Below are 13,795 nucleotides of genomic sequence, written 5' to 3' on the forward strand. Positions count from 1 at the left end.
TTTGCCATAGACGAGTATCACGAACTTGAGCATGCTTCCCAAGAACCGTTCAGCCCAGACTTCATATACTGAAGGAAGGAAACTGTTGGGAGGCGTGGATATGGCACCACCTAAAGGGAAGGGCAAGGCATCCAAGAAGAAAGAACTTTCATCCAGAGTGCAATACACGATGAGGCTTGTGGAATCATCCACATGTGCGGTTTGTAAGACACCGTGCACTAGAGGACTTCGGTATTTGGCCATGATGTCTGAGCCAGGAGCCGTTGGTAAAGGTGTTCCGTGTATTTTGACAAGAAGAAAAGTCAACTAGTGCAAAAGTCCACGCCCTGTTATATAAGGCGTGGACTTTCATCATTTTGGGATATGTTCGCTTGGGATGGAGCACTTATTTTCAATAAAACGAATTTGATTCTCAAGTCGATTCCGAAGCTCTTCTTGTTCTTTGTCTGAAGAGGCTGCTTGTCCTTGGAATTGTTCAAGTTCTTGTTTTAAACTATGCAGGTCAGAGCCCGCATTCGCACAGTCATAATTGCTTTCTAGCTGATCGAGCATATATCGGCCTCCTCATGTGGAAAATCGTTATTTCTTATTACCGTTCTTATTGCTTTTTTGATCATTTGTTCGCGTCGTTGTATTTTGTCTGGAATGCCCTTGCTGCTTATGACTTTCTGACATTTGGTTGTTCACTCCTTAAGATGTAGGATTTTGGGCGGTGCGAGATTATTATAAGCATTCGGTTGAATTAACCTTTCTTATTGGTTTTCTGATCTTGTGCACGTGCCGTTGTATTTTTTTTGGATTGTCCTGTTTTTTTATGAGATTCAGACATGGTTGTTCACTCCTTAAAATGTAGGATTTTTGCGCTGCGAGATTATTATAAGCATTCGGCCGAATTTGATGCGATAAAAATGAAAAGCCCCGCGAACGAGTTGGAATCGTCCGTCAGGGCTGAGCTCTGAATAGGTATGGATTAATGGTTAGGTGTCAACAATTTATCTTCTAAGGATTGTTTAACTTTCTTGATTGCATCTGTTTCTAATTTGTGGTTTTGGTTAAATTTAGTGCCTGTCAATGCAAGCGCTTCCTTAACCGTCATTTCCACACGAATCAATTCTTCGCCTTGCGGGATTTGCACGGAATTGTTTGGCATTTGTATCACTCCTATGTCAACTATTTGAAGTGGAAACCTTGATTTGACGCACTTTTAATATAACACACCATGTTAGGTTAAGCAAGGGTTATTAAGACCTATTTTAGAAAAAAGAATGTCGGAGCCTTAGGTCAACATTTTGCTTTTTTCGGCAGCAAAGACGGTGTGTTTGAGCAGCATCGCGATGGTCACCGGGCCTATTCCAGCGGGCACAGGAGTAATTGCGCTAGCCTTTATATAACAAGCCTTATAATCAACATCGCCAATATTCCCAGCATTGTATCCAGCATCCAAAACGATTGCGCCTTCCTTAATCCATGCTCCTTGAATAAATGAAGGTTTACCGACTGCTGCAACGACAATATCGGCTAATCCGATGATTTGAGGAAGATTATTTGTTTTAGAATGGCAAATGGTCACGGTTGCGTTTCTATTCAGCAGCATAAGCGATACCGGTTTACCTAGAATAGGGCTCCGACCAACGATTACCGCATGCTTGCCTTCAATAGGAAGCTGATAATAATCGAGAATGGCTAGAATGGCGGCTGGGGTACAGGATGGAAAGTTGGCCGTTCCAAAAGCATTTTGCGCAAAGCCCTGCATGGTAACGCCATCCACATCTTTGTCGATCTGAATGGCTTCAAACGCGGCCCTTTCATCAATATGAGGTGGAACCGGATGCTGCAGTAAAATACCATGGATCTGAGGGTCCGCGTTTAATTGTTGAATAGCAGCAATAAGCTCCTCTGTTGTAATTGCTTTATTTAAGTGAATTCGTCTGGAATCTATCCCGAGCCGCTTGCATGAGCTGCTTTTCATGCGCACATAGGTTTCGGAAGAAGGGTCATCGCCAACAAGTATCGTAGCCAAACAGGGAAGGATTCCTCTTGCAGTAAGATGGTCGATTCTTTCAACTAAAGTTTCTTTTATGCTTTTCGTGACGCGTGTACCATCCAAAATTAATTTTTCTGAACTCATTTTACCCTCAACCCTTCATATGTTTGTAAAAACACAAAGAGGTAAGGGGGATGAATCCCCCTTACCTCTGCCCAGGCGTACGGCTGTAACATTAATGTGCTTCCTCATGGGTATCCATGCTTCGCCAGTTACACATCAACTTTTAATTGATCTTATCATAATGGCAGGTTATGGAATATGCAACTCTTAAATGATTTTGTTGATTGTCCTCGATCAACCATAACAACGGATTTCAACAATCTCTGCCCGTTCTGTCCCGTTCGTCGCTTCAACGACCACACGAAGTCGATCAGTCGTTACAACTTCAGACAAAAGATGAACATGTTTGCGCATATGATTATCGAGCCCTTCAGCCACAGTGGTCCAGTCACCGCCGATGAAGGCTTGAAGTTTATAGTCTTTGACCAGTTCAGGAATGATCTCGAATTCAGTCCGATGATGATGCAAATTAATTAAATCTTCGTTCACGTCGTCATTGAAAGTGAGATGTACACTGCGAATCTTCACAGCCTCAGGCCAACTGACTTCAAGCCATTCTGGCTGAGAGGTATCCATGCAAGCAGACGACCATAGATGAGGTCCTCCATAAGGACGCTTATACCCATCGGCGGCTTTATCGGCTGTGAATGCGGATGTTGGCGAGAGCAGACGGAAGCAAATTGGCTTCCGTATGAAGGCTTTCGCACTCCAATCAATGACCGGCTGATGATGATGCATATCACCGAAATCTACGGCATCTACTGATGCAGCATCATGCTTGAAGGAAAGCACGCCCGTTTGTGGTCTGGCAGATAGATGGACGGAAAGCACCGGGTTGCTTCTGAGAATGATAAAAGCATTCTGAGCGGTTTCAGGATGCCAAGAAAGTGCAGCATTTACCCACTGCTTAGAACCCTTAGCGACAGCTATTTGAATGGACGTCACCTGTGTATGGGGGACGTAGTTCTGCGGCTTCCCAGTGCTCCAGAGCTCGACTGTTAGCTCCGTAGCTTCCGAAGCATTCAGCAGCAGCTCGATGCCGTCAATGGACGGATCTGCCGGTACGAGAAGCGCTGCATGCGCGGTGAGCGGCAGCACCGACGCAGATTGCTCAAGCGCAAGCCGCGTCAAGGTGCTGGACGCTGTTATCTCCGCGCGGAGCACGAGGTCTGCCGTGTCCGCGTTCTTCAGACCGAGGACGGCTGCATCCTGTCGAAGCAGCGTCTGCTGCAGCTCGATCAAGTGGCTGCTGTGCAGCTCGCGGGGGGAGATGCCCTTTGCCGCGCAGAGCGCGGCTCCTGTGCCCGCGGCTTCGCCTATGACAGCACATGTCGCCATGACGCGCGTCGTGCCAAAGGCCACGTGGGATGCGCTGATGTTGCGTCCCGCCATCAGCATATTCGTCACGTTGACGGAATAGAGGGAACGGAACGGGATATGGTAACTGCCATCCATATGCATATGTTTGGAGCCTTTAGCTGTGGCATACATTCCTTGTGGCGGATGTAAGTCAATGGACCAGCCGCCGAAGGCGACACGGTCTTCAAACAGCACCTGTGCGATGATATCGTTCTGATTCAGCACGTAGTCCCCAACGAAACGACGATATTCCCTTTTCCCCGGAATGGAGCCGATCCATTCGAGCGTCAGATTTTCACTCTCGAATTTACCGGAATTTTTGATGTAATCCCAAATGCCATAAATGACAGAGGACAGCTCATCCCGGATTCGCTCATTTTCATGAACAACATCAAGCTCACCGCCCCATTCAATCCACCAATAAGCGCATCCATTATCTCCGCTGCGAATGATGCGTTTCATGGGAATGGAGGTTTGTGTGATATCCTTCGCGAAGCTTGGAGCGATATATTTGACCGGTCGCCCGGCGTCTTTGGTGTAGAACAGCAAGGTGCTTCCAAGTGTAATATCGTCCGCGACGAGTGGTGCCCATTCCTCATTAAACTCCTCTTGCGCTTCACGCCCAATGCGGTACTTCGCACCAGCGAGGAAACCGACTAACCCATCGCCTGTACAATCGAGGTAAATACGACTATCGAAACGAATACGCCGTTCAGATCCCATCATCCAGCCTGTGACAGAACGAATCGTTCGACTAGTCTCGTCGCCATCGGCCTCTACCTCATGGACATCCGTGTTTAAAAACAGTGTGATATTCTTCTCCGCTTTGACTTTTTCAAGTACGATCAGGTCCCAGATATAAGGGTTTCCGTCGATATTACGGTACTGGTTCTCCACAAATAGTTCACCCATTATGCCGGTTTCTCTCGCATTTCGATGAACACCGTGGGAGGTAGCACCGCATACCCAGACTCGAACTTCGCTGCTGGCATTGCCGCCAAGGACAGGACGATTTTGGACGAGAGAGACAGTTTGGCCTAACCGAGCTGCAGCGATTGCCGCACAAACACCTGCTAATCCGCCGCCGACTACAGTTATGTCTGATTGAATAATTTCATGCTTCATAACATAGCACCTCACTGGGTTATAGGATATCTTTAATTTCATTGTAGAATATCCTATTTCCATTGAACATGCAGACAGTTACAATAGACATATACTTTATTTCAAAATGGAAGGGGTGAGAGAGTGGCTTTTCGTGATGTGACCATTAAGCTCATCTCCCATGTTTATTGGCACCGTAAAGTGGCTTTTATGCTAGAGGAAGACGAGTATCCTTGTTGGACGATATTTGCCGTAGAAGGTGGCAGATTCTTCTATCGAGTTGGTGAGCAAAAAGGTGAAGCGAAGTTCGGAGACTTTGTCATATGTCCACCCCATACCGTGTTTCAGAGGAAAACGCTCGAACCACTTTCCTTTCACTTCCTACAGTTTGTATGGTTATCTGAACCTAGTTTAGGCGATGAAGCCGTCTGGAAAGGGAAATTGACGATTAACGATACAGAACGTTTATCTTCCAATTATCGTTATTTGAGACAGCTTCCCGGCTGGGATGAAGAGAGCACGCTGCATAAACAGCACATGGTGAATGATTTATTACGTTTGGTCAAAATGGAGCGGGATCACAAAGATGACCCATCCACAGAAGTCGATTCGTTAATGGAGAAAGCCCGGAAGTATATGACGGAATATGCTTATGGAAGCTTATCCCTGTTGGATTTGGCGGTATCTCTGGGACTCACCCCCGTACAATTCACCCGTAAGTTTCGCAAGGCGTTTGGACTAACACCTTCTGAGTTTTTGAATGAAAAGCGTCTCACAAAAGCTCGGCATTTGTTGGAGGGATCAACACTTACCTTGGATGCGATTGCCGAGAAATGCGGATTCGAAAACGGCTTTTATTTGAGCCGCGTTTTTACGCAAAAAATGGGCATAGCGCCATCGATATACCGAAGTAGACATCGCGTATAAAAAAAGGCGTCAACTTTTCCTGAGGAAAAGCTGGCGCCTTTTTTCGTTGATATGAGGCTGGTTTTCATCCATTAAGGTCCGCTATAAGGTAATTTACCTTGAACATACTCGTCCTCAGGCTTACGAATCCAACGTTGCAGGTAGCCTTGCGTATACAGAGCTTTGATTAGAATGATCAGTACAGGCGAAAGGATGACCCCTGCAAATCCAAAGAGGGAAAGGGATACGATCATGAAAGCTAAGGTCGTAAAGGCCGATACTCCGAGTGATTCTCCAGTGATCTTTGGCTCCATAATTTGTCTGACAAGAATGACGACCAAGAGTATGGAACTAAGCCAGATTGCTAGGGTCGTTTGTCCAACAATAAATAGGTAGATGATCCATGGAATGAACAAAGTGGATACGCCGAGCAGCGGCAGTACATCGAATATAGCTGACAACAACGAGATAGAGAAAGCATTGCTGACGCCAAGCAGGAGCAAGGAGAAAAATACAACAATAAACGTCAAAGAGATAAGTTTGGCTTGCGCTTTTATGTAGGAGACGATACCCTTCACGACATTTTCTTTGAGAAAAAAGAAAACGGATTTGAAGGTTTTTGGTGTTTTTTCACCTGCAAGGCGTTTCCAAGAATCAATTTCAATGCTAAGGAAGTAGGCTAAGATAATCCCGACGATGAAGTTGAACATGAAGGTTGAGAAGGATGTCAGTGAGGCTACTAATCCAGATAAAAAAGCAATGATAAACTTGGAGGCATTGCCGGCGAATTGCCCCGCATAATCCTTGGCTTTCGCAATAACATCAGGTGGCAGCGTTTGGAATTGGTTATTCAATTCGCTTATTTTCTGCACAATCTGATCGTTGAAAATCGCTTGATATTCATCCACCTTATCGACAAGACTCATGATTTGGCTGGTGAAAATGACAGCGGCACCGGTTAGTGCGCCAAGGATAATAAGGACGAATACTAAGGTCGAAATCGCCGATGCGATTGACTTACGCAGCCCTCTGCGATGCAAAAACTTAGCAAAAGGCTCGATCATCATGAAAATGATCAGAGCCAAAAAGATAGGGGTAGCGATGCGATACAGGTAACTAAATAACAGCATGAATAAATAAACGGTTAGAACAATGAGAGCAATGTCAAAGGCTGTCCTCCAATATTTCTTGTAAAAAGAAAGCATTCATGTTCCTCCGGTATCTTTATTGTTCAGTTAAAATGATCTGTCCTTGACTCGTAATGGCAATCGTATGCTCATATTGAGCGGATAAGCTGCCGTCATAAGTCCTTGCTGTCCATCCATCTTGATCTACTTTGGAATGGTATTTACCTACATTTAGCATCGGTTCAATCGTGAAGACCATGCCTTCTTTAATCCGCGGCCCTTTGCCAGCTGGCCCATAATGAGGCACTTGCGGCTCTTCATGCATCTCGGAGCCAATCCCGTGTCCGATAAAATCTCTTACAACGGAAAAACCATGCGATTCGGCATACACTTGGATGGCATGCGATACATCGCCGATGCGGTTGCCGGGAACGGCTTGCTCAATTCCTTTGTATAGAGATTCTTTCGTTACTTTCAGCAATTTCTCGGCAATTGGAGAAATGCTACCCACTGCATAAGACCACGCGGAGTCAGCCAACCAACCATCTATACGTACAACCATGTCGATGGTTACAATATCGCCGTCATTCAGGGGCTCCTTCTTAGGAAAACCGTGACAAATCACGTCGTTGACGGATGCACAAGTAGCATATGGATAACCGTGATATCCTTTTTGCTCAGGAGTGGCTCCGTGCTTCGTCAGAAAGCCCTCTACGAATTGGTCGATTTCCCAGGAGGTAATACCAGGTCGAATCATTTTAGCGATTTCTTTATGGCAATCAGCCAGGATACGACCTGCTCTGCCCATTTTCTCAATTTGTTCTTTTGATTTAATTGTGATCATCAAACTTCACTCCTCTGGTGATAGTCCCTAATTAGTCATTATGTCCACTTTGCTGACCATAACTTCATTTCTTTTATTATTTGATGCAAATCCTGGCCTTTCGGTGTCAAGGTATACTCGACCGTAACAGGAACAGTAGGGTAAGCCATTCGTTCCAAAACCCCATGTTCCTCGAGGTGACGTAGGATATCCGTTAATGATTTAGGGCTGACTCCAGTTATCTGGCGCTGCAGCTCGCCGAAACGCTTCGTTCCGCAAAATAATTCGCGAAGCACGAGAAAAGCCCATTTTCCACCAATAACTTCAAGTGTTCTTTCCACTGAGCATTCGATTTCTTTGGGTACTTTAGGAACATAGTTGCTGAGTGGAGCGACTTTTTCATTCTCAAGGGTTGACATAAGTTCGCGTCCTTTCAATTTGGATGTATAGAACTAACTTTTATGTAAGTTAGTTTCTTCCGTGTAATTAGTGTTCTTTGTGCTCACTACTATGTATTTTAAAGTTCGTTAAGTGAATTAGCAATAGGAAGGCATGACCTTGGGCAAAGGTTGATTTCGTGCCTTAGATTCTTTACAATAAGAAATAAAAATTAATGTTTCAGGAGATGTGTACATATGAATGTCAAAATTTCACGCAATGCAGCTAAAGTACTTCAGTTGGAGCTTGATAAAGAAGAAAACAAAGGATTATTGGTTCGCGTACAAGTGACTCATTCACACGGTGACCATGCTCACTATGGTTTGGGTCTTGACGATAAATCAGAGAATGATGTCCTTGTAAGCACAGATAAGGGTATTGACGTTATTCTTGATAAAAATGAACCTTTGCTGGATGGCATCCGTATTGATTACTTCTACACACCAGAAGAAGGCTTCATGATTACGAACCCAAGCAAGGGGAATCACGGAGATCACTAATGCGCAATGATATTCGCATTTGTGATAAATGCAAACACATGAAGGTGAAGACTGCCCTTTCTAAGATAAGTGTCATTGCACCCGATGCTGAAGTCAAAGTTGCCTGCAAATCATATTGCGGTCCTTGTTCCCGATTTGCATTTATTTTTATTAATGGACGCTATGTGACAGCACCAACGGAAGACGAAGTGATTGAAAAGGTCAAAAAGTATGTAAAATAAAAAAAGCATCCGCCCATATCCGGGTTGGATGCTTTTCTTCATTCCAATAAAAATTAAGCATGTACAGCTGATTTCTCCAGCAGCTTGCGAATTTGGCTGTCAATTTTGCTTGGTGAAGTAGTGGGGGAGAAGCGCTTAATCACATTGCCTTGCTGATCAACTAAAAACTTTGTGAAATTCCATTTAATGCTTGAACCAAGTAGACCTGGGGCCTGCTTTTTCAGGTATTGGTAAAGCGGATGGGCGTCTGCGCCGTTCACATTGATTTTGGAGAACAAAGGAAAGTTAACACCGAAATTAATTTGGCAGGCTTGCTCGACTTGCGCGTCGTCGCCGGGTTCCTGATCCTTAAACTGATTGCATGGAAATCCTAACACGCTAAAGCCTTGTTCCTTATAGGTGTCATGGAGCTCTTGAAGTCCTGTGAATTGAGGAGCAAATCCGCACTTCGTAGCGGTATTCACAATAAGCAGCACTTGACCTTGGTAATCAGCAAGAGACTTTTCTTCACCGCGGATCGTGCGAACTGTAAATTGATGAACGTTCAAAAGGGTCACCTTCTTTATTTTTGCTTTATACAAATTAATTGTAAACAACTTTAATGAGTTTGAACAGCTATTTTTAATTTACATTTTTTTCATATCCCAATGTTACTCCACGAATATATAAACATTATGCTTATCACAGTGAAAGTTTATTAGATGATGGAGGGGTAAATATGAAAAGATTACTCAGAAGAAGACGACTGCTTATTGTACTTGCGGCCATTTGTGCCGTTTCTACAACAACTGTCGTATACGCAGGACAAGCTACTTTGGAGGCTATTGCTGTGAAGTTTCAAATAACCTCTGGTGGGAAAACGCTTACGCTTGATAAAGATCCCGTTGTCATTAACGGAAGCACATATGTTCCTCTTCGCACTATTGGTGAAGCGCTTGGCAAACAAATCGAATGGAATGAATGGAATCAATCCATCTCGCTCAAAGATATTCCTAAAGTGACTGGTAAATTTGAGTGGAAAAATGCTCCTGTGCTTGATAAAGGTATTCAAGAAGGCGGTTTTTCAGGTCTTATTCACTTACCTAAAGATGCAGCTGATACGTTCTATACGTTGGCGGATCGCGGGCCAAACGGTGAAGTAGGTAAAGATAAACTTCGCACATTCCCGATCGAGAACTATAATCCACGTATTTATAAATTCAAAATTACGAACGGAAACATTGAAGTCTTGGAGACGATCAAACTATCGCTTCCGGATGGTAAATTGGATAAAGTAAGCAATAGCAAATACATAACAGGATTGCCGAACTTAGTTGGAATCGATGAAGTACCGTACGATGAGAAAGGTGTTACGAAGCTGGCTTATGATCCTGACGGTCTTGATCTGGAAGGTATCGCTTACAGCCCTACTGACGATACATTCTGGGTTTCAGATGAATATCGCCCATCCATTCTTCAAGTGAAGCGTGATGGCACGATTCTAGGGCGTTACGTCCCAAAAGGCGCTAAAGACAAGCTCGTTCAAGCTGGAGCTCAAACGCCAATTTTTGATACACTGCCTGAGGTATACAATACGCGTATTTCCAACCGTGGATTCGAGGGCGTGACTATTTCCCCAGACGGCAAATTCTTGTACACGTCCATTCAAAGTCCAATGGCAAATCCGGATAAGAAAACAGGCGAGTCTTCCAGAAATCTGCGTATCCTCAAAATGGATCTAGCCACGAAACAAATCGTAGGCGAGTACGTTTATGTGGCTGAACAAGCTGGCATGTTCGTCAAAGTGAACCAAAAAGATATCGTGATCAGTGATCTCTCCGCGCTATCCAGCGATGTGCTGCTTGTGGATGAGCGTGATAAAAATGCGGGTGCTGACGCACAGCTGAAACGAATTTACAAATCTGATTTTTCTAAAGCTACGAATATTTTAGGAACAGATACAAGCAAAAACCTGGAAAGCCTATCTATTCAGCAGCTCAAAGACCAAGGTATTCAACCAGTGAGCAAAGAATTAATAGTGGATATTGCTAAACTAGGATACCCGTATGAGAAGATTGAAGGCTTGACGGTTGTTGACAAAAATACAATTGCGATTGTGAACGACAATGACTTCGGTGTTAGCTATGATGATAAAGGCGTATTAACACTAACAAATGCACCAACTCAATTACAACTTATTCAAGTTTCAGACGACTTATCTACGAAATAAAAGTAAACGAAAACCCAGCTCATCGAGGCGCAATCGGTGGTCTGGGTTTTATTATTTAAACAATATCAGCGAGGGCTTTGTCTACGAAAGAATACTTGAACGTAAAGCCATGCTCTACTAATACGCGGGGGAGCACTTTCTGACCTTCCAGAAGCAGGGTAGATAACTCACCGAAAATGACTTTTAAAATAAAAGCAGGAAGCGGGAATAGATTAGGTCTTCGCATCGCATTCGCTAATGCCCGTCCAAACTCTCTATTCGTGACCGGATTCGGCGCTGTCGCATTAATAGGACCTACAATCGCTTCGTTCTGAATGCAGAATTCGATAAGCCTCACCATATCAACGATGTGAATCCAGGAGAGCCATTGCTTGCCGCTGCCTATGGGACCGCCAACACCAAGTTTATATGGCAATGCCATTTTCGGAAATGCGCCTTCCTTGCTGTCTAGGACAAGTCCAACGCGTACTTTTACAATTCGTGTTCCCTGTATCTGATCAGCCGCGCTTTCCCACTGTTCAACTACACTCGATAAGAAATCGACAGGTCGGTGCGGACTTCGCTCGTCAAAGGTTTCGGTTTCTGAGGTACCGTATACGGACATTCCTGAAGCATTAACCACGACTTTCGGTTTCACTTCCATGCGTTCTACAAGCTGAGCCACTTGCTCAGCCGCCTTTAGTCGAGACCCAATGATTCGTTCTTTGGCCGCAGCTGTCCAACGCTGATTAATCGACTCGCCAGCCAAATTCACAATGGCGTCCAGTCCTGCGAATGAACTCGAATCCGTCTTCAGTTGATCCCAAGTGATGGTGCGTACATTCTCTGCAACAGCTCGGGGTGAACGCGAAATATTGATGACTTCATGACCTTGCTGCAGCAAATGAGAAATCAATCGATTGCCAATAAAACCGCTGCCACCGGTTACTGCTATTTTCATCCTGTAGCACCTCCTGCTTTTATTATAGGACCTTTATACAAAGTTTTCCAACTGATGTTATTCTTCTCTTTACATTACTGTGTTATATTGGAAATAGGGAGGGATGCCATATGTTTCGTTTTTTATTCCGAAAATCACCCAAACCGTCCAAGAGAAGCCGCGTAGGGAATTCCAAACCGAGCTTTCGAGCTTCAGATTTACCTCAAGGGCTTGGTTTACTAGAAGGTATTCCGTTAGAACGTCTCGTTACTAAGCTGAATAGTTCACTTCCACTTGATTATGTAGAAAGACTCCAATATCGTGTAAAAGCAGGGAATCCTTCCATGTCCGATGACGAGTTCACCTGTAAATGGTTTGAATTAAAACGATTTTTCCTGATGAATCTCATTTTAAAAAGAACCCCGATGTTTAGCACCGAAATCGATGAGATTTGGCATGAGATGCTGATGTTTACGAGAGAATATCAGCGCTTCGGGGATCAATTTGCTGGTGGCGTTATTCATCATTCCCCTGAACGTGAACCCAAGCAAATGCCGGGCGAACGAGCTTGGTTCGATTGGGTATATGCGCATCTGTTCGAGTTCGCTCCAACGAGTTCGCGGTGCTGGAACGGATTTTTCCGCAATCCACTGGATGAGGATCGAACAGATTTGCTGCGCAGAGCGAATGAAGATGAAATCGCCGAGCAATGGTTCGATATGGAACAGGCTAAGCGGTATCCAGAAGTTGCTGAGGCGATCCGCATACTCATTAAGCAGGCGATTCATGAAGCCAGACATTCAGCGAACAGCCGCAGGTTTGAGGATACAGGCTGGAAGGATTCAATTACAAACCCGAACAACATGGTGTACATGGCAGGAGCCATGATGTTCTTCTCCATTCAGGATAATAATAACTATACAAGCGGGATGAACTCACAGTGGCCTGAGAATGTTCCTAATAACCATAATAACAAGCAAAGCAACTGTTCTTCATCGGGTTGTGGAGGTTCTGGGGGCAGTGGTGATAGTTCTGGAGATCAAGGCGGCGGCGGCAGCTGCAGCAGCGGCAGCAGTTGCAGTTCCGGCTCGAGCTCTTCTTGCTCGTCAGGATCGAGCTGCGGGTCTGGTTGCGGCAGCAATTAATGTTGGCTGTGGAAGCAGCATTCATTTCGTTCGTGGAATCACTTGTTCCTGGCTTGGCTTGATGCCGGGAAGCGGCGAATGGGCGTAAGGAACACTGAGAACACAGTAAACACGCTCGTTTGCACTCTCCGTCGGAGAGTGTTTTTTGTTTGAGTATGGGAGGAGGCGGAGGCTACTCATAAATTTAGCTTCACATCGAAAAGTGCAGCATTGCTGACTCCAAGCTTGACGGAACGTAGATACCTGAGCGACCAACGGTAAAGTCGTGTAATTTAGCAGGTGGAACTCCTGCTTGGAAAGGCAAAAGCCATGCCACCAATAGCGAGTCTTGGGCTACCGCCAGTAATGTCGGGTGCTAAGCGTAGACAGTTAGGCAGTAGGCCTGAAAGTGATGGAGCCTCGAAATACGTAACAACGGGAAGGCCGACAGTCTAGGTATACTGGAAGGCAACACATGGTTAAGCGTGAAATTGGCGAGCGTAACCAAGCTTCCCCGGGGTCAGAGAGCCAGGCATGCTGAACAATGGTTACACGGGAACCTGGGAGACCCTGCGACTCTTTCATGAACAAGTACTTTTTAGGAAAGTACATGAGAGTATGGCAAACAACCGATCGAAAGGAAGAATGCCAAACGGTACGCAGGGAGTCGGATAGCTGCATAGTACCAAAGAAACCGATGTAATGTCGGCGGAGGGAAGGCGGCTACATGTTACCGATCTTGGTAGAGACACATTTACAGCACACAGAGGCGGAGGACAAATGGAAACGAAACTAGCAAGAATAGCAGAGGTTGCAAAAGCAAAACCCGAAGAACGGTTCACATCCTTAGCTCACCTGCTGAATAAGCAAATGCTTAGGGATAGTCACTTAAAACTACCAGCCGACAAAGCGACGGGAGTAGATAAAGTCACGAAGGTTGCGTATGAAGAACAGCTTG

The 13,795-nt window shown here is 45.0% G+C and carries 15 protein-coding genes and 1 riboswitch; of the genes, 6 read left to right on the top strand and 9 right to left on the bottom strand.

The features are described 5' to 3' along the window. The first annotated feature begins 100 nt into the window (after window positions 1-100). On the top strand, window positions 101-310 hold the full coding sequence (locus G519_RS0140375) for a hypothetical protein (RefSeq protein WP_029199363.1): 210 nt from the start codon (window positions 101-103) through the stop codon (window positions 308-310). A gap of 41 nt (window positions 311-351) precedes the next feature. On the opposite strand, the gene G519_RS0140380 is transcribed toward G519_RS0140375, so the two are convergent. The 4 genes from G519_RS0140380 to G519_RS0140415 form a co-directional block, all read right to left on the bottom strand. Further along, the gene (locus G519_RS0140380; protein ID WP_029199364.1) at window positions 352-552 is read right to left on the bottom strand and encodes a hypothetical protein; all 201 of its coding nucleotides are present in this window, start codon (window positions 550-552) and stop codon (window positions 352-354) included. A gap of 418 nt (window positions 553-970) precedes the next feature. After that, window positions 971-1,150: a hypothetical protein gene (locus G519_RS0140400; protein WP_029199365.1), complete on the bottom strand. Its 180-nt coding sequence runs from the start codon at window positions 1,148-1,150 to the stop codon at window positions 971-973. Window positions 1,151-1,276: 126 nt separating this feature from the next. After that, entirely contained in the window at window positions 1,277-2,128 is an 852-nt protein-coding gene (locus tag G519_RS0140405; RefSeq protein WP_029199366.1) for a bifunctional 5,10-methylenetetrahydrofolate dehydrogenase/5,10-methenyltetrahydrofolate cyclohydrolase, read from the bottom strand. Between the two features lie 62 nt (window positions 2,129-2,190). Then, window positions 2,191-2,270, bottom strand: a riboswitch (ZMP/ZTP riboswitch). A gap of 71 nt (window positions 2,271-2,341) precedes the next feature. After that, entirely contained in the window at window positions 2,342-4,591 is a 2,250-nt protein-coding gene (locus G519_RS0140415; protein ID WP_029199367.1) for an FAD-dependent oxidoreductase, read from the bottom strand. Between the two features lie 123 nt (window positions 4,592-4,714). Between G519_RS0140415 and G519_RS0140420 the strand changes: the two genes are divergently transcribed. Next, entirely contained in the window at window positions 4,715-5,497 is a 783-nt protein-coding gene (locus G519_RS0140420; RefSeq protein ID WP_029199368.1) for an AraC family transcriptional regulator, read from the top strand. Between the two features lie 71 nt (window positions 5,498-5,568). Here the strand turns inward: G519_RS0140420 and ytvI are convergent, their stop codons facing one another. Genes ytvI through G519_RS0140435 form a run of 3 tightly spaced genes read right to left on the bottom strand, consistent with a single transcriptional unit; the run spans window position 5,569 to window position 7,845 of the window. Then, window positions 5,569-6,681, bottom strand: coding sequence for a sporulation integral membrane protein YtvI (gene ytvI, locus G519_RS0140425; protein WP_029199369.1), 1,113 nt, complete (start codon window positions 6,679-6,681; stop codon window positions 5,569-5,571). A gap of 19 nt (window positions 6,682-6,700) precedes the next feature. Further along, a complete protein-coding gene (gene map, locus G519_RS0140430; protein ID WP_029199370.1) occupies window positions 6,701-7,447 on the bottom strand; it encodes a type I methionyl aminopeptidase in 747 nt (248 codons plus the stop codon). Window positions 7,448-7,485: 38 nt separating this feature from the next. After that, window positions 7,486-7,845, bottom strand: a complete 360-nt coding sequence (locus G519_RS0140435; protein WP_029199371.1) for a winged helix-turn-helix transcriptional regulator — start codon at window positions 7,843-7,845, stop codon at window positions 7,486-7,488. 216 nt (window positions 7,846-8,061) lie between these two features. On the opposite strand from G519_RS0140435, the gene G519_RS0140440 reads away from it, so the two are divergent. Together G519_RS0140440 and G519_RS0140445 are read left to right on the top strand one after the other, a co-directional pair. Then, window positions 8,062-8,364: a heme biosynthesis protein HemY gene (locus G519_RS0140440; RefSeq protein WP_029199372.1), complete on the top strand. Its 303-nt coding sequence runs from the start codon at window positions 8,062-8,064 to the stop codon at window positions 8,362-8,364. After that, a complete protein-coding gene (locus G519_RS0140445; RefSeq protein WP_029199373.1) occupies window positions 8,364-8,585 on the top strand; it encodes a YuzB family protein in 222 nt (73 codons plus the stop codon). Before G519_RS0140440 ends, G519_RS0140445 begins: the two co-directional genes overlap by 1 nt. A gap of 53 nt (window positions 8,586-8,638) precedes the next feature. Here the strand turns inward: G519_RS0140445 and G519_RS0140450 are convergent, their stop codons facing one another. Then, on the bottom strand, window positions 8,639-9,133 hold the full coding sequence (locus G519_RS0140450; protein WP_029199374.1) for a glutathione peroxidase: 495 nt from the start codon (window positions 9,131-9,133) through the stop codon (window positions 8,639-8,641). Between the two features lie 170 nt (window positions 9,134-9,303). On the opposite strand from G519_RS0140450, the gene G519_RS0140455 reads away from it, so the two are divergent. Further along, window positions 9,304-10,794, top strand: a complete 1,491-nt coding sequence (locus G519_RS0140455; protein WP_029199375.1) for an esterase-like activity of phytase family protein — start codon at window positions 9,304-9,306, stop codon at window positions 10,792-10,794. Between the two features lie 55 nt (window positions 10,795-10,849). Here G519_RS0140455 and G519_RS0140460 read toward each other — a convergent pair whose 3' ends face one another. Then, on the bottom strand, window positions 10,850-11,734 hold the full coding sequence (locus G519_RS0140460; protein WP_029199376.1) for a TIGR01777 family oxidoreductase: 885 nt from the start codon (window positions 11,732-11,734) through the stop codon (window positions 10,850-10,852). A gap of 110 nt (window positions 11,735-11,844) precedes the next feature. On the opposite strand from G519_RS0140460, the gene G519_RS48350 reads away from it, so the two are divergent. After that, window positions 11,845-12,858: a glycine-rich domain-containing protein gene (locus G519_RS48350; protein ID WP_051254203.1), complete on the top strand. Its 1,014-nt coding sequence runs from the start codon at window positions 11,845-11,847 to the stop codon at window positions 12,856-12,858. Window positions 12,859-13,795 lie beyond the last annotated feature (937 nt).

Source organism: Paenibacillus alginolyticus DSM 5050 = NBRC 15375, from assembly GCF_000422905.1.
GTDB classification, from domain to species: Bacteria; Bacillota; Bacilli; order Paenibacillales; family NBRC-103111; genus Paenibacillus_E; species Paenibacillus_E alginolyticus.

Coding starts and splice junctions, on each gene's coding strand:
- G519_RS48350 (WP_051254203.1), top strand. CDS start 11,845: ATGTTTCGTTTTTTATTCCGAAAATCACCCAAACCGTCCAAGAGAAGC.
- map (WP_029199370.1), bottom strand. CDS start 7,447: ATGATCACAATTAAATCAAAAGAACAAATTGAGAAAATGGGCAGAGCA.
- G519_RS0140455 (WP_029199375.1), top strand. CDS start 9,304: ATGAAAAGATTACTCAGAAGAAGACGACTGCTTATTGTACTTGCGGCC.
- G519_RS0140375 (WP_029199363.1), top strand. CDS start 101: ATGGCACCACCTAAAGGGAAGGGCAAGGCATCCAAGAAGAAAGAACTT.
- ytvI (WP_029199369.1), bottom strand. CDS start 6,681: ATGCTTTCTTTTTACAAGAAATATTGGAGGACAGCCTTTGACATTGCT.
- G519_RS0140440 (WP_029199372.1), top strand. CDS start 8,062: ATGAATGTCAAAATTTCACGCAATGCAGCTAAAGTACTTCAGTTGGAG.
- G519_RS0140415 (WP_029199367.1), bottom strand. CDS start 4,591: ATGAAGCATGAAATTATTCAATCAGACATAACTGTAGTCGGCGGCGGA.
- G519_RS0140445 (WP_029199373.1), top strand. CDS start 8,364: ATGCGCAATGATATTCGCATTTGTGATAAATGCAAACACATGAAGGTG.
- G519_RS0140405 (WP_029199366.1), bottom strand. CDS start 2,128: ATGAGTTCAGAAAAATTAATTTTGGATGGTACACGCGTCACGAAAAGC.
- G519_RS0140460 (WP_029199376.1), bottom strand. CDS start 11,734: ATGAAAATAGCAGTAACCGGTGGCAGCGGTTTTATTGGCAATCGATTG.
- G519_RS0140435 (WP_029199371.1), bottom strand. CDS start 7,845: ATGTCAACCCTTGAGAATGAAAAAGTCGCTCCACTCAGCAACTATGTT.
- G519_RS0140400 (WP_029199365.1), bottom strand. CDS start 1,150: ATGCCAAACAATTCCGTGCAAATCCCGCAAGGCGAAGAATTGATTCGT.
- G519_RS0140380 (WP_029199364.1), bottom strand. CDS start 552: ATGCTCGATCAGCTAGAAAGCAATTATGACTGTGCGAATGCGGGCTCT.